A 23,107-nucleotide genomic window follows, 5' to 3' on the forward strand; every position below is an offset into this window, starting at 1 on the left:
GCACTCACTGCAGGACTTTTTAGTTTCTTATATTTTATCAACCTCACGTTATCATCCGCTGCATTCCAATTCATTATTCCTATTCAATTACCACGTTCCTTTTCCCCACGCTCTGCCCAATTCGTAATTAACTAATTCGTAATTAAAGCTTCGAATCCGGCCTATCCTCGGTCTTCTTCCCAAACTCATAGTTCGGCTTATCACCCATCTTAACTACCAGCGTGCCGCCTTTCACAATATCAGCATGCTTAATATAGCTTTTCGTATAAGGCTTACCGTTCAGGGTAATGCTTTGAATATACTTGTTAGCAGCGCTGTTGTTCAGCGTTTGCACAGTAAAGGTTTTGCCGCCCTGCAGCTTCAGGCTGGCCTTATCAAATACCGGGCTGCCAAAAACATAAATACCCTTAGCCGGGTTTACAGGATAAAACCCAACAGAAGATAATACATACCAGGACGACATAGCGCCTACATCCTCATTACCTGCCAGGCCATCCGGTTTGGTGGTATAGAACTCCTGCATCACCTGCCGTACTTTTTCAGCTGTTTTCCACTGGTTGCCGGCATAGGTGTACATATAGGTAACATGGTGGCTGGGCTCATTACCATGCGCATACATGCCTATGAGGCCGGATATGTCACTGGAAGCCTCTTTACCCATATCGCCTTTGGCCTCAAACAGGCTGTCCAGCTTTTTGGTAAAAGGTGCGTCGCCGCCCATTAAGCTGATCAGGCCTTCCACATCCTGCGGTACCAGCCAGGTATACTGCCAGCCGTTACCTTCGGTGAAGTCGCCCTTTTCATGTTTGGACTGGAAAGGATCATACGGCGTTTTAAAGCTGCCGTCGCTCATACGCGGACGTACAAATTTGATGGTGCTGTCAAAATAGTTCTTGTAATAAGCAGCACGTTTGGCGTAGGTATTATAATCATCCGTTTTACCCATTTTCTTGGCCATAGCAGCAATACACCAATCGTCAATAGCATATTCCATGGCTTTGGATACGGATTCATATTCTTTGTCGGAAGGAATGTAACCGCGCTCTTTCACGTAGTTCACGCCCAGGTCGTCGCGGGTAGAGGATACTTTCATGGCCGCCAGCGCAGCTTCCGCATCAAAACCTTTAAAGCCTTTCAGGTAGGCATCAGCGATCAAAGGCACGGCATGGTAACCCACCATACAGTTGGTTTCACTGCCCATCAGCGGCCATATAGGCAGCTTACCCTGTTGCTGGTAAATAGCCAGCAGGGAGTTAATAAAGCTGCTCATACGGTCCGGGTGCAGCAGGGTGCTAAGCGGCGCTGCAGAGCGGTAAGTATCCCACAGGGAAAAAGTAGTGTAGTTATCAAAGCCTGGTTTGGTGTACACTTTTTTATCCGTACCGCGGTAGCTGCCGTCATGATCGTTAAACAGGGCAGGGCCTATCATGGTATGGTACATAGCGGTGTAGAACACGCGCTTTTTAGCTTCATCTGCACTTTGTACATTGATCTTGGCCAGCTCCTTGTTCCACTTGTTATTAGCGCTGTTCACTACTGCAGCAAAATCCCATCCGGGAATTTCCGCGTTAATATTAGCCAGCGCATTTTCACTGCTCACAGGCGAGATGCCTACTTTCAGCATCACCTGCGCAGGCGCATTGTCAAAGGATATAACGCCTTTCGTGTATTTGGCTTTCAGCTCCTTACCATCTTTCTTCTCATCGCCATCATACACGGCAAAATTTTTCACCGGTACATTACTCTTAATGGCAAACCACAGGCGCTGATCTTCTGACCAGCCTTTGGAAAAGCGGTAACCTTCCAGGGTGTATTCATCCTTTTGGCGGATGAATGTTTCCACGGGCGCATCCCAGCCAATACCTTCTTTCAGGTCCACAATAATGTGGGCCGGTTTGCCTTTAGGGAAAGTGTACCTGTGAAAGCCCACGCGCTCAGACGCGGTCAGCTCTACCTGTATATCATGATCGTCCAGGTGCACGGCATAATAACCCGGCCTTGCCGTTTCACGGCTATGGGAGTAATGGGAGCCGTAACCGGTAGTGGGATTTTCCTGTGAGCCATGGCTGGTTCTTACATCGCCGGTATACGGCATTATCAGCACATCACCCAGGTCGCCAATGCCGGTGCCGCTCAGGTGTGTTTGTGAAAACCCGATCACCACACTGTCGGAATAATGGTAGCCGGAACACCAGTCCCACCCTTTAACAATATTATTCGGTCCTACCTGTACTGCGCCAAAAGGAACGCTGGCGCCTACAAAAACGTGCCCGTGTCCGCCGGAACCAATATAGGGATCTACATAAGAAAGTGGTTTGCTTTCCGGTAATTTTTGTCCCTGTATTTTCCGGGGTTGCTCTACCTGCGCTTTCACCTGCGCACCTGCCATCACCAGCCCTGAGAAGGCCAGCAGATAAGCATTCTTAAACCTCAAAGTCATATTAGCTGCTTTAAACTGCCAAGATACGCGCTGTATCTTACTTTTCAAGTAGTTTTTATGTGAACGGATCTATAAAATTGCTTTTATCAGCGCTATGTCTTATTTTTCTAAACAATCCAATACCTACATGATCAACCAATTATCCACGCATCGCATTCTTTCCATTGACGCCCTCCGTGGCATCACCATCCTGGTAATGATCTTTGTAAATGAGCTGTCCGGCGTAAGCGGCATCTCGCCCTGGATGAAACATATGCCGGCTGATGCCGATGCAATGACCTTTGTAGATGTGGTGTTCCCGGCCTTCCTGTTTATTGTGGGCATGTCTGTTCCCTTTGCTATTAACCGCCGCCTGGCTAAAGGCGATAGTTTTGTGCAGCTGCAGCAGCATATCGGCTGGCGCACACTGGGCCTGCTGGTATTGGGGCTGTTTATGGTAAATGCAGAAGACGATTATAACGAAGCCGCAATGGGCATGTCTATTCATGTATGGTCATTGCTGTTTTATATCTGCGTGGTATTGGTGTGGAATGTATACAAGCTTTCGAAACCCACGCTGGTATATGTGTTAAAAGGTATTGGCATTGCAGGCCTGCTGGTGCTGGCATTTATTTACCGTGGCGGAAAAGATGGTACGGAATATTTACAGCCGCACTGGTGGGGTATCCTGGGGCTCATTGGCTGGGCCTATTTATATGCCTGTATTTTTTACCAGCTGTTTAAAGGGAATGTATATGGATTGCTGGCCATGATCGGTATCTGTACGCTGTTTTATATTATAGGCCACCAGCCCGCGGTACAGCAATCCGGCTGGCGCTGGATCACCTCGCAAAGCGGCAATGCAGCGCATACTTCTATTGTATTATGCGGTATTGTGCTATCGCTGATTTTCTTTGACCAGGCCAGCAATAAGAGTGTGCAGCAGCGGTTCATACAGGCCGGTGGTTTTGCATTGATCTTACTGGTAACCGGTTATTTCCTGCGTCCGTATTTTAAGATATCCAAGATCTACGCCACTCCCACCTGGTGTTTATACAGCGCAGCTATCTGCTGCATTTTGTTCTCCTTTTTATACTGGCTTATTGACCGCAAACAAGTGAGCGGCTGGACGAACTTTTTCCGCCCTGCCGCCGCCAATCCTTTGCTTACCTACATCATTCCTTTTGTTATCTACGCCCTTTTGCACCTGCTGGGCATTCGTTTACCGGACCTGCTGCAGCAGGGCTATCCCGGCATGTTATGGTGTATCCTGTACGCAGTGATCGTGATGGGCATTGCCAAAGGATTGAATAAAGCGGGGATAAAATTGCAGCTGTAATAGGCCCAAAGGAATGTAAACTCATAAATCTTAAATGTAAAAGTGGAATGCTTGCGATGCGGGTTGCTGCATTCCGCTTTTAAAGATAACGGTTGAATAACCCCCTCCCTGTAACTTAATCTCTTCAACAAACGTTTTTTATAGCATACGAAAACACCTGCTGTGGCATCCATGCTGCCACGCGGTTATGTATTGTAACATCAAATCACATTAAAACCATTTAACCATGCTGAAACCATTCGGCGTAGCATTGCTATTGCTACTCGCTTTCTCCTGTAAAAAAGACAATGATCCAACACCTGCACATTACCGCTATTATGCAGTAGGCATGCACAGCAACGGCCAGGAAACCGGTTGGAAATGGCAGGACACCACCTTTGTAGTGGCCGTAGCTGATACCAATACTACCCTCATTGCGGAAATCAATGCCCAATTGAAACTGCCTATAGCCCAAAGGAATAAGTTTGTGGCAGGCACGTTAGTTGCAGGAGATGGAGGGTATAACAAGAACGGATCCCATCGCTTTAAATGGCATCTTAAAGAAACCGACTGGAACCTGGTAGACGCTACCATAGAGTTATCAGACGGATTGCCATACACCGATGTGGATGTGAACAACAGCTACTGGATGGAGAAAGTGAAACGCTTCTCCCCCTGGTCCTCGTACATAAAGAAAGAAATTACACCATGAAAATGAAATGGCTGATCTTATTCATCCCCGCCGGCTTAATCCTGCTTCTTGCAGGATGCCGGCAGGGTACCAAAAGCAAACCGGAGATCTCAGCCCGCAATACCGCGGTGAACAAAAGCAATGCCTACAACGATCTGTTCCTGGACAGCACAGCCGTAGAGAAATTTATAGCGCAGCAAAAAATGGACGATACCACCGCGAATGCCATGCGCAGCTTTTACAACGTCCGCAATTTTGAATACGCCTGGTTCGACAGCCAGGGGCTAACTGAACAGGCGCTGGGCTTCCGCAGCCTGTACCATTACAGCAAAGACACCAGCGGCAGCCGGCAAATGGAGGTTCGCCTGGATGAATTGATGAATGATAATGATACTACTATCACCGGCAATGAAGCAGGTATTATAAAAACAGAGCTGCAGCTCACAAAACGTTTTATACAGTTTACCCAGGAAAAGTTTGAAGACCTGAACCTTGCACAGCTGCAGCAATTCATTCCCATTCAGAAACAACGCCTGCTGCAGCTCACGGATTCTATACTGGCTAACAACAGCCGGGAACAAAAGAGCTATGAAGCAGCCAACCCGGCATACGCCGCCATGAAAAAGCAGCTGGCGCAGTATGTACATATTGCCAAAAAAGGTGGCTGGCCGGCCATTACAGCCGATAAGAAAAAATATGCAAAAGGAGACAGCGCAGCAGCAATACAGCTGGTAAAGAAACGGCTGCAGGCTACCGGCGAGCTGTCCGGAGCAGACAGCAGCACCTTATTTGACGATACCCTGGAAGCAGCCGTTAAAACATTTCAGCAAACGCATGGTTATACCCCCAGCGGTTTGCTTACAGATACGCTGTTGCGCGATATGAACGTACCCGTGCTGGCCCGCGTACAACAGCTGGTAATGAATATGGAACGCATACGCTGGGCGCCCGCTGCACCGGAAGGCCAGCTGATTATAGTGAACATACCCGAATACGTGTTGCATGTATGGGAAGGTAAAAAGAAGGTATTTGATATGCCCGTAGTAGTAGGCAAGGAAGGCAGCAGCACCACCATGTTCTACGGCGATCTGAACCAGATTGTATTTAACCCTTACTGGCATGTGCCGCGCAGTATTGTACGGAAAGAAATACTGCCACATATAGCTAAGAACAAAAATTACCTGGAAGAGAATGATATGGAGATCACCGGCGAGCGCAACGGCGTACCTGTAGTAAGACAGCGCCCGGGTAAAAAGAATGCGCTGGGCCATGTAAAATTCCTGTTCCCCAACAGCTTTAACATCTACTTTCATGATACGCCGGTAAAAGGCCTGTTTGAAAAAGATAAACGCGCGTACAGCCACGGCTGCATACGTTTAAGCGATCCCGTTAAAATGGCTAACTACCTGTTGCAGGATATGCCCAAATGGACACCTGAAAAAGTAGACAGCGCAATTAACAAAGGCGATAAGGAAAAATATGTAAGGCTGAAGCACTCCGTACCCGTACTGGTGACCTATTACACCGCCTGGGTAGATGAGCAGGGCGCTTTACAGTTCCGCGAGGATATTTATGGGCACGATGCGCGCCTGGCGCAAAAGATGTTTACAGACGGGCAGGGTCCGGCGCTCAGCTCCGCCAACTAAAAAAGAAAGACCCGGCGGTTATGCCAGGTCTTAATTAAATCTCTCAATAAACATAGGTAGTATAACAGGTAATGCCGCTTACAGCATCGGAGTGCTCATCGCTAAAGCTTTATCCTGTTTCAGCATTTTGGAATGTGCAATATAATTTTTGTTAGCGCTGTAAATAAACAGGCAGGCGCCGCCTTTCAGCGCTTCGATCACCTCACGGTGTATCTCGTCCGGGATAGCCGGGCAGCCCAGGCTGCGGCCAATGTAACCCTGGTTATTAATAAAATCTTCATTCACATAGCTGGCCCCGTGCATCACAATACCCCGGTGCATAGCATTATCATTAATGCCTTTTTCTGTTCCCTGCAAACGCAGGGATAAGCCGTGCTCGCCCTGGTAGGTATTATCCGTAATATAAAATCCCAAGCTGCTCTTATTGCTGTTAGTGGCATTGGAAAAGCTGGTAGCATTCAGCTTACCGGTATTTTTTCCATGGGATACCAGTGTGTTAAACAGCAGGCGGCCGTTCTTTATATCAATAACGAATAAACGTTTCTGGGTGGAGGGAAGGCTGAAGTCCACAATAGCAATTACACTATCATTATGCAGCCTGCCATTATTTAACAGGCGGTTAAAACCCATTATGCCATACATAAAAGCATCCTGGGAAAGCCCCATTGTACCCAGCTGTAAGCTGTCATATACCATACTTTTACTGCTGCTTGCGGCAGTAGGTACCGGCATAAACTTTGCGTTCTTACGGCTGGTAGAAGAAACATTTGCAGCAAATAGGAACGAAAAAAGTACAATTGGAATAATAAATAGCTTTGCTCTTCGCTGGATAGGTTTTCTCATTTTCACAGTTCTCCAAATTGACACAGGCCATAAGTTTTTCCACAGGTATATGGTCCTGTTGCGGTGATTAAAAATAGTTAGGAATAGTTGTAGTGTTTTGTTTTGTATAACAAATATCGGCAAAATCTGAATAAAATGCACGGCTGAAGTCCCTTATTTGCTGTTTTTTTAACATTTTTCAGACATTTTAAACGGTTTAATATTGCCGGGCCAGGTAGTATCTTAGCGGCCTTATCTGTTATTTATGCAGGAGCATATGCCGTTTTATGAGGATCAATTAGCCGGGGCCGGGTATACGATCATCCCGGATGTGTTTGCAGCCCATGAAATAGATGCCATTAGTGAGGTGATCAATACTGCCGATACAACATCCTCCACTTTTCGGAAGACCGCCGATCTTTTTGCCATCCGGCAATGTTTGAAAGAAATTCCTGCGCTGCAACCACTGATCTTCACAAATAGCCTTCATGAAATTATTCAGCAGCTTTTGGGAGATGACTACTTCGTAGTGAAGTCTATTTACTTTGATAAGCCGCCTCAATCTAACTGGTGGGTAGCCTGGCACCAGGACCTTACCATTTCTGTTGATCAGAAAATATCATTACCCGGTTTCAGCTCATGGACTATCAAACAACAACAATTTGCAGTACAACCACCACTGGAAATACTGGAACACATTTACACCATCCGTATTCATTTAGATGATACGGATGCAACCAATGGTGCACTAAAAGTAATACCCGGTTCTCATCGCAAAGGCATTTATCGCCCGGAAACAATTGACTGGAAAAATGAAAAGGAAGTGATGTGTAATGTGCCTAAAGGAGGTGTAATGCTGATGCGCCCTTTATTACTGCATGCCTCTGACAGGGCCACCAGCAATGCTAACAGGCGGGTAATGCATATAGAATTTTGCAACCGCACATTACCGGCTGGTTTACAATGGAATGAATACATCAGTCGTACACGTTAGTTATAACAGGAAAAAATTTTATGCAATTTTTTTATCAAAAGTTGTTTTTATCAAAAAATTAGTTTCATCTTTGCACTGTTAAAGAAAACAAAAAATAAAAAACATGTCACGCATACAGTTACATACAAACGCAAAGAAAGGCTTCGGTCCCATGGAGGATTGCAGCGTTTGCGGGGCATGTTATGCTACAGAATAGTTGAAACAACGAATTCGATATAACACAAGCCCCCGACGCGTCGGGGGCTTTTTATTTTACATAAAACATAAACATGCAAATGCATTCACTACACATAACAGGTATACGATTTAGAGGTATGAATGATCAATGGTTATCACTCATAAGCCCTTGTCATGTGTATAGTGATCAGCAGAAGAATGATAAACATATTGAACGCACCCCGTCAAATAAACGACCTTGGTATGATCGCACATAAGTAACCCTGTGTGCAGTTAAAAAGCCCGGTCGTACTAAGCGGCCGGGCTTTTTTTATGGTTCGTTGGTGTAATGGTTAACATCTCAGATTGTCGATCTGCAGCTACGGGTTCGATTCCCGTACGAACCGCTGTGCGCTTATACGAAAGTAACTGGCCTGTAGCTCAATGGTAAGAGCAGTTGCCTTATACGCAGAAGGTTACTGGTTCAAACCCAGTCAGGCCAACAAAACAAATGGTGACTTGGCGCAATGGTAGCGCACTACGCTGATACCGTAACGGTTGATAGTTCGAATCTATCAGTCACCACAACTTGCTGGATAGTGTAATGGTCAACACATCACATTTTGGCTGTGATAGTTTCAGTTCGATTCTGAATCCGGCAACTGAATAAATGGCGTCCATAGTTTAACGGCAAAACATCCGGTTGTGGGCCGGAAGTTGAGGGTTCGAATCCCCAGGGACGCCCACACAAAATTGGTTCGTAACTCAATTGGTTCAGAGTACCGGTCTTTTACACCGGGAGTTGTGAGTTCGAGTCTCACCGGGCCAACAATGGTGTGAGTGCTATTTATCCCTTACCACTGGTTAGGACAGTGGTGCAAGCTCACACCAGTACGGACAGATAGCTTAATGGTAAAGCAGCGGCCTGTTAAGCCGCAAGATGAAAGTTCGAATCTTTCTCTGTCCGCAAAAGAGAATGTGAGTGGCTAAAATTTTTACCACTCACATTAGTAAAAGGTTGGGTAGCTCCAATGGTAGAGCAGCGGTTTGAAGCATCGCCTGTGCAGGTTCGAATCCTGCCCCATCCACGGACCAATAAAAACAGAATGCCATGGACCACAAAAGACAATGGAGACGGTTAAACGGCGCCATTGTAAAAACACCGATCGAAGATGAAATAAGGGATGTGCTGGTACAAGCCATCCACAATGGTTACACCATGAAGGTTTGTATAGGTACAGACAGTCAGGTGAAAGGCCGCACCACGGAGTTTGCTACCGTGATCGTATTTATCCGCAAGGGAAAAGGCGGTTTCATGTACATACACAATGAAACCACGGTACGCAAAATGTCTGTAAGAGAAAGGATGCTGGCGGAAGTAACCAAAAGTATTGAAGTAGCCTACGAATTATGTGGCCTGTTCACTACTTACAATGTAGATATGGAAGTGCACGCGGATATTAACACACAACCCAACTTTAAAAGTAACGATGCTTTAAAGGAAGCAATGGGTTATATCACCGGGATGGGTTTTGCCTTTAAAGCCAAGCCGCATGCCTTTGCCAGCAGCAGCTGTGCAGATAAAGCCGTGCATTGATAAGGCGATCTGGCATAAAAGATAGCAATGTGACCAGGCATCGGAACAGCTCTCGCTATTTGCACACTGCTTTAATGAGCCGTCAGAAACTGAAAGGTGGGTATGGAAATAACTGCGGGATAGCTGGCAGTGCTCCATATTTGGATAAGCTGGCAAAGCTGTAAAGTGTGAGTATAAAAATGTGACTGCGGACAGCTGTCAAAACAAATTATAAATTATAACTGATGGAAAGCATCAGTAAAAGATCTTCCCCTGTTAGGGGAAGTGGATACTCTTCTAACCGGCAACCCGGGCGTGGTCTTAGAAGCCCCGCAGTGCAGCGGCTGTAGCTTGCTGTATGCTGTTGTTCGTGTTTGGCAGTATCCCGACCTGTGGGTTGAAGGTTCGATTCCTTCACGGTTTAAAGCACCGTTAGCTCAATTGGTTAGAGCAACAGTTGTGTATGTGGGTTCAAATCCCACTCCTTTTTAGAAAGGATAGCATAATGGTTATGCAACAGCCCGGAAGCGCACTCCTTCCCTAAAAAGTGCACCAACAAAACCAGCGTTACCCGGCCGGCTTATGCAAAAGGTATAGGCGACAGGCGGTTCGGTAAATACCAGCGGGTGAATGCTCCGTTACAGGCAGCCAATGATTTGAGCAGGTAATGCACACCGCACCTGTTCCATCAACGGTCCCCGGTAACGGAAATCCACCTCCGTATGTATTGAATGCAAAGTAGCGCTGGTCTTTTAAGATCAAAATAAAATTAACAAGATGAAAAGGGTAACAATTAACGCCTACCAGGTTGGTTTGGTGTTTAAAAATGGCGTGTACAAACGCATGCTGGCAGAAGGCAGCTACTGGCTGATGCCTGTTGAAACCGTGCGCGTATACGACACTACCGCGCCGTTTGAAACAGCTTTTGAGCTTAACATCCTGTTGCAGGATGAAGCGCTGGCAGCAAGGCTGCATGTAGTAGAAGTAAAGGAAGATGAAATAGTGCTGCAATATGAGAACGGCTTGCTGAAGCAGGTGCTCACTACGGGCCGTCACGTTTTCTGGAAAGGCATTGTACAATATAAATTTGTACGCGCCGGTTTGAACAAGGTGCAGATCACGGAAAACCTTGACCGTACCACGCTGCAGCACCGGCTGGTGGCGCCTTATGTGCGCACCTTCAGTGTGGAAGCCTACGAGCGCGCAGTATTGTTTATTGATGGTAAGTATGCACAAACACTGGCAGGTGGTGTATACTACTTCTGGAGGAACCACATTCCCATTCTTATGGGCAAGGTAGATACCCGGCAGCTGCAAACGGAGCTGAACGGCCAGGAAATACTAACCAAAGACAAAGCCGCTTTGCGTATCAATGCCTGGGCGCAGTACCGGGTTACTGATATTGAAAAAGCTATGCTGCAGCACAAGGAGTACGATAAGCAATTGTACATCCTGTTCCAGCTGGCGCTGCGTGAATACGTTGCCGGTTTGGGTTTGGATGAGCTGCTGGAAAAGAAAGATACCCTGGCGCCCTTCATTCTGCAGTCAGTAAGCGATAAAGCTGCCGGCCTGGGTGTGCAGGTAACCGGCTTCGGTATCCGCGATATTATACTGCCGGGTGAAATGAAGGATATCATGAACCAGGTGCTGGTGGCGGAAAAGAAAGCGCAGGCCAACACCATTATGCGCCGGGAAGAAACTGCCAGCACGCGTAGCTTGCTGAACACTGCAAAGCTGATGGAAGATAACCCGATGCTGTGGAAGCTGAAAGAAATGGAATATGTGGAAAAGATAGCAGAGAAGATCAGCAGCATTAGTGTAAGTGGTAACGGCGTATTGGTGGATCAGCTGCGGCAGATCTTTACGCCTCAAAAATAGACGGGTTGGTTGCAAAAGGCAGCCAACCCGTTTTGTTGTTGTGTGTATAGCAGGTAAAGAATAGTCTCCTTCTCTTATCTACCATGGCCCCAGCCCCTGTTAATCACCCGGCCTCTTTCCCTTCTGTTATCCCCATGGTTATCGCGTGCATAGTTATGGTTATCGCGATGATTATCGCGGTTCATCATCTGGTTGTAATGGCCACGGTAGCCGGCGTAACGGCTCCGGTACACATCATGGTGCATATATGGCCTGGGCTCATTGATCACTACCTTGTAACTATGGTAAAGGTCAAACCCGCGGTAGCGTGCCGGTAAGCTGGCAGCGGTGATCCAGCGCGGACCATCTGCATATATGAACTGCCGTGCAGGCACATTATAATAAGCATCTATATCAGGTAAATAATAGTACTGCGCGTAATCATATCCTGCCGGGCCCCATTCAGGCTGGCTGCCAATGTTAAAATTTACGTTAACTCTTACCTGTGCGTTGGCGTTTTTGTGAAAGGCGATGCTGCCAGTGAACAGCAGGGCTACAAGTATTAAGCGTTTCATGTTCGCAAATTTTTGATCTGATAGTTAGATGTGCGCAGGTAACAAGAGTTTAAACTGTTAACGTTGTTTAACACTCCGGCTTAAAACAAGAAAGGCCGCCTGGAAAGGCAGCCTGTTGCATGTTTATCTAATTTGTAACCTTTAGCCCTGTTCAGGGAAAAGTTTAATATCCTACGTTTTGATATAAGTTGGGATAAGTTTCCAGTATGCTGATGGGAATGGGCAGCAGATCATGATGTTTATCGTAACCCAGCGGTGTTAATACCTGCACGTCCATATCCCAGCGTTTTAAAGACGGTAAGCGGTTACCTTCTGTACGCATATTGCGTTTCCAGGCGGTCATCAGCTCTGCACGGAAATTGTCTGCGCTGATAGTGTTTGCCAGGGCTGCAAGCTTTTCACGCTGGCGTACTTTATTCAGGCTGGTAACTGCATCGCTCATAGTGCCCACATGAAGATTAGCTTCTGCATTGATCAGGTACATTTCTGTTAAGCGCAGCTCCGGTAAGAAAGTACCTCTGGTAAATACGCTCTTCACCCAGCTGCTTGTCAGGGTGTTGGAAGTATTCCACAACAGCTCTTTATTACCGGTTTGCGTAAATATCAAAGGGGTATCCACCAGCATATAGGCTGTATTGGCAATCACTGCGCTGCTATAGGCTTTTGCATTTACAAAATCTTCCGCTTGCAGGGCCAGCTTGGCCTGTATGGCCTTACAGGCCACAGCAGAAATAATATCCGTATTGCTGCCCAGCTTTGATGCAGCTGCTGTTAACATCGTATCTATATAGGTGCGGAGGTCGTCGGTAGCGGGCCGGTTCACGTTGGTAGGTAATGCAAGGTCGTTTTGCATAGGTACATTACCAAAGTAAGACATAAGCTGAAAATATACATATGCTTTTACGCCTTTAGCCTGTGCAATGGCCAGCTCTTTCTCAGCAGCCTGCATATCGCTTACCGCATTGGTATAATTAATTACTTGATTCAGCTGTGATATTATCTGGTAACCGTTTTTCCAGAGCAGCAGCGCGGTGCTGTTGGCGGCGGTCATACCGGTATAGGCATCTATGCTGCACCAGTCAGGGCCCATGCTGCCACAGGCCGCATCGTCCGTATACACAGCGTCAAGGGTAACCTGTACCTCATGAAAGTTATTCAGGCTTGTAACGCTGCTTTGCAGGGCGGCTGCTACTTGTGTTTTACTAGTGAAGCCTATAGGCCGGTTATCCACCTTACCGATCAGGATGCGTTTGGTGTTGCTGCTTTTGGCTGCTATATGAATGGATTGTGCGGGCAGCTCTGTAACATCATCGCCACTTATCATTCCATCGCCGTTCAGATCTTCCAACCGGAAGTTGCCGGGCGCCGCATACTTGTTAACAGGAGAGCTGGCAATTTCTGCGGTGGTTTGGTACAGGGAATCTGCTATATAACCTACATACACGCCATTTACCTGTTTTGCGCCTAAAAGGTTATTGCCATCGGTGCTGGTGGCTACAATGAAATACTGGCCGGTATCAATGCTGGCAAAGCTGGCTTTACCATTGGCATCGGTAGTTTGGGTGTACGCAGCTGTGCTGCTGTTAAATGCAGCCTTTGTTTTAAACAGCTTTACAGTTGCGTTGGTGGCAGGTGAGCCGGCAGGTTTGTCTACGCTCCAGGTTAAAGTGTTGTAAACTTGTACTTCCAGTGATTGTTTGTCCTGCTCAGGCGTGGGCTGAGGCTTGTCGTCGTTTTTCGAACAGGCTGAAAGGGCAGCCAGCGAGAACGCATACAGTGCAATTTTCTTCATGGATAATAGGGTTATTTTTTATAACCCATAAAGATAATCGCATTAGTTGTTTTTTATATGTATTAGGCGTTATTTCTGTAATATATTTTTCAGCACTGCAGCTTTTCCATCCACCGGTTCTGTGATCTTTAACCCTAAAATGCTGGTTATTAACGGGTACACATGTACGTTGGCAAAAGCAGGCTGCGTATAATGTTTTTTAAAGGCCGGGCCCCAGGCCATAAAAGTGGCATTCATACGGATATCATTATTATCATACCCGTGATGGCCGGGATAGGTACGCATATTTTTCCTGCTAAAAACATAGCCTGCATCTGCAACTAATATGAGGTCGCCAATACGGTTGTAACGGTCTTCCTGTCCATAATGCCAGCGGGCAGGAGTTTCTTTTTTCAGGAATACCCGGTAATGATCGGCCTTTGCTTTTAATGTATCATATAGTTGGCGGATGCGTGCTGTATCGCTGTTATAGATCATCACCTTTTCATTCCCCAGTGATAGCTTGCAGTCACTGAGGTTAAGAGTGCTGTCTATGTAAATGGGATGTTGCAGATCCGCCTGCGCCATACCATGATCTGATACTACTATAAAATTTACAGGCAATTGCAGCCTGCCTACTGCCTGCACCATTTTGCCAATGCTTTCATCTACAAACTGAACGGCTTTGCGGGCGCTGTCTGAATCAGGCCCGGCATAGTGCGCAGCATGGTCTACTTCCGGGAAATAAAAAGCAACCAGGTGCGGACGCTTATCTGCCGGCAGGCTTAACCAGTCCACCACCTGCTGTATGCGCTGATCTATACCCTGCTTTTCATTATAGGTAAAAGAATAGGTAGGGCGGGTATCCTGTATGGCAGCTTCTGAACCAACCCAGTAATAGCTGGCGCTTACCATTTGCTGTTTTTCCGCCAGCACCCATAATGGCGTGCCGCCATACCAGCTGCCATCCTCCACCGCATCACGGTCATGCACATAGTATCTTTTACGCCGCTGCGGATCATAAAAATCATTGTCAACAAGGCCATGGTGAGCGGGGTACAAACCCGTTACCAGCGTATAATGGTTGGGAAATGTTAAGGTGGGAAAGCTGGGCTGCATGCTCTTTGCACGCACGCCATTGGCCGACAGGCGCAGTAAATTTTTTGCGTGATATTTCTCCGCAAAATCATACCGCATTCCGTCAATGGAAATAAGGATCACATAAGGTTTTTGCTGCTGTACGGCGCTGTTGCTGCGGTTGGGTACTGTATGCAGGGAAGTGTCCTGCGCAAAAGATAATAAGGTAAAGAAACAGCCAATGCAGGATAGTAAAAAAGATCGTTGAGCCATACGCCGGTATTAAAGCTATAAATTTAAATATCCTTTGTTACTTTAGAGATTACTTTTTAGTTATGAACATGGTTCCGCATTATATGAAACTATTAAAACCTACCTGGCGCTGGTTTGGGCCGGATGATCCTGTAACCCTGCAGGAGATCAGGCAAACAGATGCTACCGGCATTGTAACCGCCTTACATGATATTCCCCATGGCGAAGTATGGCCCAGGGCTGCTATTGCCGCCCGCAAACAGCTTATTGAACAGGCAGGCCTTACCTGGGATGTGGTGGAAAGCGTAACCGTGCATGAATCCATTAAAACACAAACCGGCGATTATACCGGCTACATAGAAAAATATAAGCTCACGCTGGAGAACCTGGCTGCCTGCGGCATTCGTATTGTAACGTACAACTTTATGCCGGTGCTGGATTGGGTGCGTACCAATATCAGCTACCGATTGCCCAACGGCGCCGAAGCATTATATTTTGATAAAGCCGACCTGGCCTTATTTGATATTCACTTACTGGAAAGGAAAAATGCCGCGAACGATTATGATGCGGCCACAGTAGCTGCTGTGTCCCAACGCTGGCAGCAGTACACGGATGCGCAAAAGCAGGCCATTGCAGATACCATCCTGCTGGGCATTCCCAGTGAAAAAAAGCTGGATATACCCGGCATCCGGGAGCGCCTGCAGCACTACAAACATATTACCCGCCAGCAGCTGCGGCAGCACCTGCAATACTTTTTACAGCAGGTAGTGCCGGTAGCAGAAAAGCTGGATATGAAGCTGGCCATTCACCCGGATGATCCGCCCTTTGATGTGCTGGGCCTGCCCCGCATTGTAAGCAGCCATGATGATATTGCTTTTATACTGCAGATGGTAGACAGCCCTGCCAATGGCGTCTGCTACTGCACCGGTTCCCTGGGCGCCGGCACGCATAACGACCTGCCGGCCATTCTGCGCATGATAGGCAGCCGCGTGAACTTTGTGCATTTACGCAATGTACAGCAGGATACCAATGGTAACTTTTATGAAGCCGATCATTTGCAGGGAGACGTAGACATGTACACCATTATGAAAACCCTGCTGCAATTACAGCAGCAGCAACCGCTGCCCATTCCATTCCGCCCCGATCACGGGCACCGTATGCTGGATGATCTGCAAAAACACTGCAACCCGGGTTATACCGCTATTGGCAGAATGAAGGGGCTGGCAGCCCTGCTTGGGTTACAGCGGGGCATTGCAGGCGGCCGCTAAGCTAGGCCAGCCGCCACTCTAACCAATACTGGCGCAGTGGGCCATCTGCCCCATACACCGGGTCTATTGCAGGTAACGGTAAATGCTCAATGCGTTCGTCTGCCTCCGGCCTTTCACTGGTATCGCCCCGGCAAACATCATATTGCTCCTGCCCGGGAGGGTAAGCGCCAATACAGCTGAAATCAGCGCTGCTATTCAGGCTGCAATGCGCCACACCGGCAGGTATGATCAGCACATCGCCCATTCTTACTTCCAGTGCAATGCCGTGCGGGCCGCCCAGCTGTATCGTGGCTTCGCCGCTGCAAACGCCCATTACTTCATGAGAGGTGCTGTGATAGTGATGAAAATTATAGATCCCGCTTTCCCAGATGCCCGTCCACCCATTACTGGTGAACAGCGCTTCTATAGCAGCTGCAGCGGTAAAGTCATCCGGCACCTGCAAACAATCTTCATAAAATAAAGCAGGTAAGTGTGGGTTATTGGGAAAAATGCCATCGTCCCGGAAGGCATATGGTTGTATTTCGCTGGATAATAAAACAAGCTGGGCCATAAACACTTAGATTTTTCTAAATAGCCTCAACTCTTGTACCACAAAAACGGTTACTTTTGAAACAACAGAAAAAACCTAAGCATCGTGGACAACTTTTTACTGAAATTTGAATACAAAGGGCACCCGCATATCCTGGAGGTAAAGACCTGGGACCAGCAATATAAAACCGTTTATAAGGTGATCATACAGCAGCATGAAATTACCTTTGAGCCGGATGAAGAAGGCTACCCGCGCGCCATTGCAGATAACCATGACCAGGCAGGAAATATAGATGCCGGCCTGCTGGAAGAGGTAGCGCAGCGTATAGCCGCCCACGTAAATGGCGAAGGAACGGCCGGTGCTGAGTAACCGGAAGTGAAAAATAAATACTACGTATTTTCTTTTTTTACATTCAATATTTCTGCACTACCACTGGCGCCCGGTATTTCATTTACTTCCGGGTTTCCTTCTTCTTCCATCAGGGAGCGTTCATCCCAGCTCAGTATTTCATCGTTCCAGGGTTTAACCTTATCCGTTTGAATGAGCGTGGACATTTCTTCAATACGTTCCTTAAAAGTATTCAGGTAGGTTTTGCGGTCATCGCGCAGGGCCGATAGCTCTTTCAGCGCCTTTTCATCATGCTGCCGGAAAGTGCTGGCAGCGCGGCGCGCATTATAGGCGCGGAAACCCAGCATATGCAGCGCATCGGCGCCCATGCGCAGGGAAGTATCCAGCGATTCCCGGTAAATATGCAGCACGCCCAGCTCCATCAGGTCAAAGGTATCCGGTATGGTAGCCGCCTTTACCAGCATTTGCAGGTTGGGAAAATGCTGGCGCACCACTTTTACTATTTCCGTTGTTTGGTCAATAGTATCCGTAGCAATAATAATTATTTTAGCCTCTGCCGCGCCGGCGGCATGCAGCAGGTCCTGGCGGGATGCGTCACCGTAATAGGCGCGTATACCCAGGTTATGCAGCATATCTATGCGGTCAGAGTCCAGGTCCAGGATAGTAGTAGGCACGCCATTGGCCAGCAAAAAGCGGCCGATCACATTCCCTGTTTTTCCAAAACCGGCCAGTATCACCGGGTTCTTTTCGGCAATGGCATCTGCCTCCCGGGTATTGTTTTCCGTAATGGTAAAGCGGGGCTGCAACAGCTTTTCATAAAGCAGTATCACCAGCGGCGTAAAGGCCATGCTAAGCGCCACTACGGCCGTCATCATGCTGGCAGTGGTATCCGGCAGTATACCGTTTTGGCGGGTAAAGGACAGCAGCACAAAAGCAAATTCACCTACCTGCGATAAGCTGTAGCCAAACAGCAGGTTCTGGTCCGTGCTTAGCTTAAATATTTTACCCAGGCCCATTAAGATCAGGCATTTCACCATCATCAGGGCCAGCACCAGCCCTACCATCATCAGGGGGTGGGCAAATATCAGCTTAAAGTCTATAGAAGCGCCTACGGCAATAAAGAACAGTCCTAACAGCAAACCTTTAAAAGGTTCTATATCGCTTTCCAGCTCATGCCGGTATTCACTATTGGCCAGCACCACCCCGCCTAAGAATGCGCCCAGCGCGGGGCTCAGGCCCACTAAGGTCATGAGCACGGAGATGCCTACTACCAGCAGCAGCGCAAAGGTGGTGAACAGCTCCCGCACCCGTACCTGCGCCACCAGCCGCAGTAGCGGCCTTACCAGGTAACGCCCTGCCAGTATAATGGTGATCACCGCGCCAAACACCATCAGCGTTTGCATCCAGCCGGGCAGCCCCTCCCTGGCGGTATGCCCGCCGGTGCTGGTAACAGCGCCCACCGGGGCCAGTAAGGGAAAAATAGCCAGCATGGGAATTACGGCAATATCCTGGAACAGCAGCACGGAAAAAGCGCTTTGTCCTGCAGCAGAAGGCATCCAGCCTTTTTCTTTTAAGATCTGTAATACAATGGCGGTAGAAGAAAGGGAGAACGTCATACCCAGCGCCAGCGCCGCATTCCAGGGCTGTCCCATCCACCAGGCAATAACAGAGATCACAGCGGTGCTGATCAGCACCTGCATACCGCCCAAACCAATAATGGGCGCGCGCAGCTTCCAGAGCAGCGAAGGCTCCAGCTCAATACCTATCAGGAACAGCATCATTACCACGCCAAACTCCGCAAAGTGCAGAATATCCTGCCCTTCAGCGCCAATGAACCCCATTACATTCGGCCCTATGAAAATGCCGGCCAGCAGGTAGCCCAGCACAGATCCCAGCCCCAGCTTTTTAGCCACCGGTACACATACTACCGCCGCGGCCAGGTATATCATGGCAGTAAAGAAAAAGGAATGCTCGTTCATCCGTACAAAGGTTTAAGAAGGTTGGCAAATGGTTGCTGCCCGTATTATATTAAACATTGAAAAGTGCTGTCAGTTATGCTCACTGATCTGCGCTATCAGATCATTCAGGTAGGTGGCTTCCTGCAGCATGGCCGGGCTGTACTTATCATCCCGCAGGGCTTCCAGCGTTTCCCGGTATTGCATGCAGCAAAAAGGCAGGTCCTGCCGTTTCAGGCGGTGAGTGCCATGTATTACAAAAGGCGGCAAATATTCCATGTTACAAAGACGGGCCGTTTGCCGGAAGGGCAGCAGAAAATCATGAATAGTACAGCCATGGTGCCCTTCAACCGTATATGATTGCTGTGAGCCGCCGGTGCTGATCACATTGCCCATCCGCTTGCCGCTTAAGGCTTTGCCGTTATGCCCGTAGGCCCATCCATGTTCCAGCACCAGGTCCTGCCACTGTTTAATAATGGCCGGTGCGCTGTACCAGTAAAACGGGTGTTGGAAAAGAATAATATCGTGCTGCAGCAACAGCGCCTGTTCCCGGTCTGCATCTATATTCAGATCGGGATATACCTCGTACAGGTCATGCAGCGTAACGCCCTGCGTGCCTTTGATGTTCTTTAGCAAGCCGGCATGTATGCGTGATTTCTCCAGCGCAGGATGCGCAAACAGAATGAGTATCTTTGCCATGCAATAAATTAACAATTAATAATGAACAATTAATAATAATTGGGAAACACTTCATACGATTATTAATTCTTAATTATTCATTCTTAATTAATCATCGTTGGAGTACTCCTGTAACAGTTGTCTATAGCGATTCAGGATACCGGATTTCGATACAAATCCCAGCAGGCGGTTCTGCTCCACCACCGGCAGGTTCCAGCTATGGGTCTCATCCAGCTTTTGCATTACAAAAGCAGCGCTGTCCTCCGGGTGCACCAGTGCGGGCGGCGCTTTCATCAGCTCCCTTACAGTAGTGGTATCGTACAGGGAAGGGTTAAACATAATAGGCCGTATATCTTCCAGTGTAATAATACCTTCCAGGAATTGCTGCTGGTTCACTACCGCCACCATATTCCGTTTACCCTGTTTCACCAGCTCCACCAGCTGCCGCAGGGAAGCTTGTATATCTATCTGCTGCACATCCTTTTCAATCAGCGGCTCAATTTTCAGGATGGATAATATATTGCGGTCATGCTCGCGGGTAAAGATCTTACCTGCATCTGCCAGCTCTTTCAGGTCCGGTGAAATGGGGGAGAACCATTTGCCTATCAGGAAAGAAATCGTGGATACCAGCATCAGCGGAATAAACAGGTCGTACCCCGAGCTGGATTCTGCGATCAGGAAAATAGCGGTTAACGGAGCATACAGCACACCGCTCATTACGCCGGCCATGCCCACAATCACCAGGTTCACCACCGGCACATCCTTCATACCTGCCTGCTCGCATACCATGGCAAAAAAATAACCCAGGAAACCGCCTGCAAACAAGGATGGTGCAAAGTTACCGCCATTGCCTCCGCTATGAATGGTAAAGGAAGTGGCAAACACTTTCAGCAGGCATACGCTGCCCGCAAACAGCAGCACGATCCAGTTTTCAAGATGTACGTACCGTAAAAAGCTGTGCTCTATAATATTACCTGCATCGCCGTTCACCAGCAGCTTTACAGAGGTGTAACCTTCCCCGAACAGCGGCGGCATCATCACACACAACACCGCTACCACCCCGCCGCCCAGCATGGCCTTTTGCAGCTTGCTCCATTGCCGGCGGTGAAAAAAATGTTCCACCCACTGGGAAAGCACTACAAAGTAGCGGGCATACAACCCGCATAGGATGGAGAGTATAATGTAGTAAGGAAGATTATGATAATTAAAAGGCTCGCGCGATTGAAAGTGGAACAATACCTCCTCCTGCAAAATAACCTTGGATAAAAGGCTGCCGCATACGGCCGCCAGTATCAGCGGAATAAAATCAGAGAACACCACGCCGGTGAGCAATATCTCAAACGCGAACATCATACCTGCAATGGGTGCATTAAAGGCAGCCGCAATACCGGCCGTAGCGCCGGCTGCCAGCAGCAGCGTTCTTTCCTTATAGCCTAAGTGGTAAATGCGTGCATAGTTGGAGCCGATGGCCGCGCCTGTTACCGCTATGGGGCTTTCCAGCCCGGCAGAGCCGCCCAGGCCCACGGTTACTGCACTTTGTAAGATCTGTGAATACATTTTAACAGCCGGCACCAGGCTGCTGTTCTGCGCTATTTCATACAAAATAGCCGGAATGCCTTTGCGTGCCTGCCCTTTAAAGAACCAGATCACCATCAGCGTGGTAAGCACAATACCCAGGAAAGGGAACAGCGCATAAAATATGATCTGTGTGCTGAAATGTACTTTATACGTAATAACATAATGAATGTAATGCACCAGCATTTTCAGCGCCACACCGCCCAGCCCGGCAGCAGTACCAACCAGTATACCGGATAGCATCAGGAACTGGGTGCGGCTCATTTTGCTGTGCAGCCAATGAATAATGATCTCGTAGCTCCGGGCCTTTTTCAGGCTGTACCGCTCAAAATCCTGTTTAAATCTGAAAAAGCTATGGTATTTCCGTATCCGGCTGTAATGGCTCATGGTGCAAATGTAATAAAGTATGGTTAGTGATGGCCTGCGGGCCATCGCTGACCATACTGGTCCATGGTCGATGGTCCATAGTCCATGGCATGGTTCAGGATTGTAAATAATACGTTAACAGGTAGTTGCAGTTCATCACGCTAAACAAGCTATACGAACTATGCAATGGGCCGTAAACCGTCGTCCGTGGACAGCAGCCCATTCAACGAGCAACCCGCCATACGCACTAGGCCATGGTCTATGGACCATCGACCATAGACTGTGCTTATAGAATTGTGAGCCGACAGGCTCATAATTCTATAAGCGCATACACCTTATCATTCATATAAGGGCCGCCGGGGTGGCGGGCGGTATAATCCAGGTTTATCCAGTAGCTGCCTTTCATTTCGTGGTAATAGATCTCCTTTACTGCCGGCCGGGGAAAAAGTGTGATAATAGCCTGTTTCATGGCCTCAAAATCTTCTTTGCTGCCGCAGTACAGCTCCGGGTAAGCATGCCCCTGGATAAGCACAATACGGCATTGGGCGCCAATGGATTGCAGGCAGGCCGCCATAAGAATGGAGTGATCATCACAATCCCCACCCAGCCCGTTTAAGATGGTTTCACGGGCCGTGGCAAAATATTCATCACGCCGGGTATCCTGCACATATTTGAAATGGGTGTTAATGTAGCGGAACAGGGAAAGAAAGCGTACCACCCGCCCATACTTTGGAAAATATTCATCAAAATCTTCCAGGGAGTGCCGCACAGAAAAGTTGCGTACCACAGAATCCTGGAAATCCACCCGCGACTTTATGCCCCGTACGGTTTTATCCCGGTAGGTTTCCACACGGCGGGGGTACAGGCTTAAAATGTCCAGCTGCTTGCTGTCCTTGGCGCCCCAGTTGCCCTGTACCACGCCTTTATAATCGTTTAAAACGTTGCTAAAGCTGTAGCTGTCAGTGAAGTAGTTGAATACCAGCACCCCGCATACCAGCAAAAACGCCGGTATGATCAGCGGTTTAAAGATCCACAGCAGCAGGCGGGTAAATAAAAAGGAAAGGATAATGGCCACCATCATATCCAGGTGCCAGCCACCGGCCACTATTTGTGGCAGGTACCGGTTCAGGTACGGCGCCAGGGGCAGCACGGTTAACAGGCTCAATAGGTTGAGCAGGAATTGCTGCAGGCCGGAGTATCTGCTTTCATCAATTGCCATTCATATGAAGGTAAA

The 23,107-nt window shown here is 48.1% G+C and carries 18 protein-coding genes and 7 tRNA genes; 15 read left to right on the plus strand and 10 right to left on the minus strand.

The genetic code is table 11. The features are described 5' to 3' along the window. Window positions 1-142: 142 nt before the first annotated feature. Window positions 143-2,440 carry a GH92 family glycosyl hydrolase gene (locus VIM87_RS13555; RefSeq protein WP_331997517.1) on the minus strand — a complete coding sequence of 766 codons (2,298 nt, stop codon included), beginning with the start codon at window positions 2,438-2,440 and terminating at the stop codon, window positions 143-145. Between the two features lie 127 nt (window positions 2,441-2,567). On the opposite strand from VIM87_RS13555, the gene VIM87_RS13560 reads away from it, so the two are divergent. The 3 genes from VIM87_RS13560 (at window position 2,568) to VIM87_RS13570 (ending at window position 6,074) form a co-directional block, all read left to right on the plus strand. Further along, entirely contained in the window at window positions 2,568-3,758 is a 1,191-nt protein-coding gene (locus tag VIM87_RS13560) for a DUF5009 domain-containing protein (protein ID WP_331997518.1), read from the plus strand. A 226-nt stretch (window positions 3,759-3,984) separates the two neighbouring features. After that, window positions 3,985-4,449 (plus strand): hypothetical protein, encoded by a 465-nt coding sequence (locus VIM87_RS13565; protein ID WP_331997519.1) that lies wholly within the window; start codon window positions 3,985-3,987, stop codon window positions 4,447-4,449. Next, a complete protein-coding gene (locus tag VIM87_RS13570) occupies window positions 4,446-6,074 on the plus strand; it encodes a L,D-transpeptidase family protein (RefSeq protein ID WP_331997520.1) in 1,629 nt (542 codons plus the stop codon). The genes VIM87_RS13565 and VIM87_RS13570 overlap by 4 nt, the downstream gene beginning before the upstream one ends. A 78-nt stretch (window positions 6,075-6,152) precedes the next feature. Here VIM87_RS13570 and VIM87_RS13575 read toward each other — a convergent pair whose 3' ends face one another. Further along, complete coding sequence (locus VIM87_RS13575) at window positions 6,153-6,806, minus strand: murein L,D-transpeptidase catalytic domain family protein (protein ID WP_331997521.1); 654 nt, start codon at window positions 6,804-6,806, stop codon at window positions 6,153-6,155. 355 nt (window positions 6,807-7,161) lie between these two features. On the opposite strand from VIM87_RS13575, the gene VIM87_RS13580 reads away from it, so the two are divergent. The 10 genes from VIM87_RS13580 (at window position 7,162) to VIM87_RS13625 (ending at window position 11,500) form a co-directional block, all read left to right on the plus strand. Next, window positions 7,162-7,890, plus strand: a complete 729-nt coding sequence (locus VIM87_RS13580; protein ID WP_331997522.1) for a phytanoyl-CoA dioxygenase family protein — start codon at window positions 7,162-7,164, stop codon at window positions 7,888-7,890. 491 nt (window positions 7,891-8,381) lie between these two features. After that, window positions 8,382-8,453: transfer RNA gene (locus VIM87_RS13585), tRNA-Asp, on the plus strand. 23 nt (window positions 8,454-8,476) lie between these two features. Further along, window positions 8,477-8,549, plus strand: a tRNA-Ile gene (locus tag VIM87_RS13590). Between the two features lie 10 nt (window positions 8,550-8,559). Beyond that, window positions 8,560-8,631, plus strand: a tRNA-Ile gene (locus VIM87_RS13595). A gap of 87 nt (window positions 8,632-8,718) precedes the next feature. Next, window positions 8,719-8,791, plus strand: a tRNA-His gene (locus VIM87_RS13600). Between the two features lie 9 nt (window positions 8,792-8,800). Continuing rightward, window positions 8,801-8,875 (plus strand) — tRNA-Lys (locus VIM87_RS13605). Window positions 8,876-8,941: 66 nt separating this feature from the next. Continuing rightward, window positions 8,942-9,013, plus strand: a tRNA-Asn gene (locus tag VIM87_RS13610). A 49-nt stretch (window positions 9,014-9,062) separates the two neighbouring features. Further along, window positions 9,063-9,134: transfer RNA gene (locus VIM87_RS13615), tRNA-Phe, on the plus strand. A 23-nt stretch (window positions 9,135-9,157) separates the two neighbouring features. Further along, on the plus strand, window positions 9,158-9,643 hold the full coding sequence (locus VIM87_RS13620) for a ribonuclease H-like YkuK family protein (RefSeq protein ID WP_089906768.1): 486 nt from the start codon (window positions 9,158-9,160) through the stop codon (window positions 9,641-9,643). 756 nt (window positions 9,644-10,399) lie between these two features. Further along, window positions 10,400-11,500, plus strand: coding sequence for a slipin family protein (locus tag VIM87_RS13625; protein ID WP_331997523.1), 1,101 nt, complete (start codon window positions 10,400-10,402; stop codon window positions 11,498-11,500). Window positions 11,501-11,574: 74 nt separating this feature from the next. Here VIM87_RS13625 and VIM87_RS13630 read toward each other — a convergent pair whose 3' ends face one another. The 3 genes from VIM87_RS13630 to VIM87_RS13640 all read right to left on the minus strand — a co-directional run bounded on the left by VIM87_RS13630 (window position 11,575) and on the right by VIM87_RS13640 (window position 15,175). Beyond that, on the minus strand, window positions 11,575-12,054 hold the full coding sequence (locus tag VIM87_RS13630; RefSeq protein ID WP_331997524.1) for a hypothetical protein: 480 nt from the start codon (window positions 12,052-12,054) through the stop codon (window positions 11,575-11,577). A 163-nt stretch (window positions 12,055-12,217) separates the two neighbouring features. Continuing rightward, window positions 12,218-13,846 (minus strand): RagB/SusD family nutrient uptake outer membrane protein, encoded by a 1,629-nt coding sequence (locus VIM87_RS13635; RefSeq protein WP_331997525.1) that lies wholly within the window; start codon window positions 13,844-13,846, stop codon window positions 12,218-12,220. Window positions 13,847-13,915: 69 nt separating this feature from the next. After that, window positions 13,916-15,175: an ectonucleotide pyrophosphatase/phosphodiesterase gene (locus VIM87_RS13640; RefSeq protein ID WP_331997526.1), complete on the minus strand. Its 1,260-nt coding sequence runs from the start codon at window positions 15,173-15,175 to the stop codon at window positions 13,916-13,918. Between the two features lie 83 nt (window positions 15,176-15,258). Between VIM87_RS13640 and uxuA the strand changes: the two genes are divergently transcribed. Next, on the plus strand, window positions 15,259-16,422 hold the full coding sequence (gene uxuA / locus VIM87_RS13645; RefSeq protein WP_331997527.1) for a mannonate dehydratase: 1,164 nt from the start codon (window positions 15,259-15,261) through the stop codon (window positions 16,420-16,422). Between the two features lies 1 nt (window position 16,423). Here the strand turns inward: uxuA and VIM87_RS13650 are convergent, their stop codons facing one another. Continuing rightward, window positions 16,424-16,972, minus strand: coding sequence for a cupin domain-containing protein (locus tag VIM87_RS13650; protein WP_331997528.1), 549 nt, complete (start codon window positions 16,970-16,972; stop codon window positions 16,424-16,426). 84 nt (window positions 16,973-17,056) lie between these two features. Here VIM87_RS13650 and VIM87_RS13655 point away from each other — a divergent pair, with 84 nt between their 5' ends. After that, window positions 17,057-17,320 (plus strand): hypothetical protein, encoded by a 264-nt coding sequence (locus tag VIM87_RS13655; RefSeq protein ID WP_331997529.1) that lies wholly within the window; start codon window positions 17,057-17,059, stop codon window positions 17,318-17,320. 20 nt (window positions 17,321-17,340) lie between these two features. Here the strand turns inward: VIM87_RS13655 and VIM87_RS13660 are convergent, their stop codons facing one another. The 4 genes from VIM87_RS13660 to VIM87_RS13675 all read right to left on the minus strand — a co-directional run bounded on the left by VIM87_RS13660 (window position 17,341) and on the right by VIM87_RS13675 (window position 23,092). After that, the gene (locus VIM87_RS13660; RefSeq protein ID WP_331997530.1) at window positions 17,341-19,278 is read right to left on the minus strand and encodes a monovalent cation:proton antiporter-2 (CPA2) family protein; all 1,938 of its coding nucleotides are present in this window, start codon (window positions 19,276-19,278) and stop codon (window positions 17,341-17,343) included. 69 nt (window positions 19,279-19,347) lie between these two features. Further along, window positions 19,348-19,953: an NAD(P)H-dependent oxidoreductase gene (locus VIM87_RS13665; protein ID WP_331997531.1), complete on the minus strand. Its 606-nt coding sequence runs from the start codon at window positions 19,951-19,953 to the stop codon at window positions 19,348-19,350. Window positions 19,954-20,040: 87 nt separating this feature from the next. Then, window positions 20,041-21,894 carry a chloride channel protein gene (locus tag VIM87_RS13670; protein WP_331997532.1) on the minus strand — a complete coding sequence of 618 codons (1,854 nt, stop codon included), beginning with the start codon at window positions 21,892-21,894 and terminating at the stop codon, window positions 20,041-20,043. 289 nt (window positions 21,895-22,183) lie between these two features. Then, a complete protein-coding gene (locus tag VIM87_RS13675; protein ID WP_331997533.1) occupies window positions 22,184-23,092 on the minus strand; it encodes a transglutaminase-like domain-containing protein in 909 nt (302 codons plus the stop codon). Between the last annotated feature and the right edge of the window lie 15 nt (window positions 23,093-23,107).

Origin of the sequence: Chitinophaga sp., from assembly GCF_036569125.1 — a bacterium.
In the GTDB taxonomy this organism is placed as follows: Bacteria; Bacteroidota; Bacteroidia; order Chitinophagales; family Chitinophagaceae; genus Chitinophaga.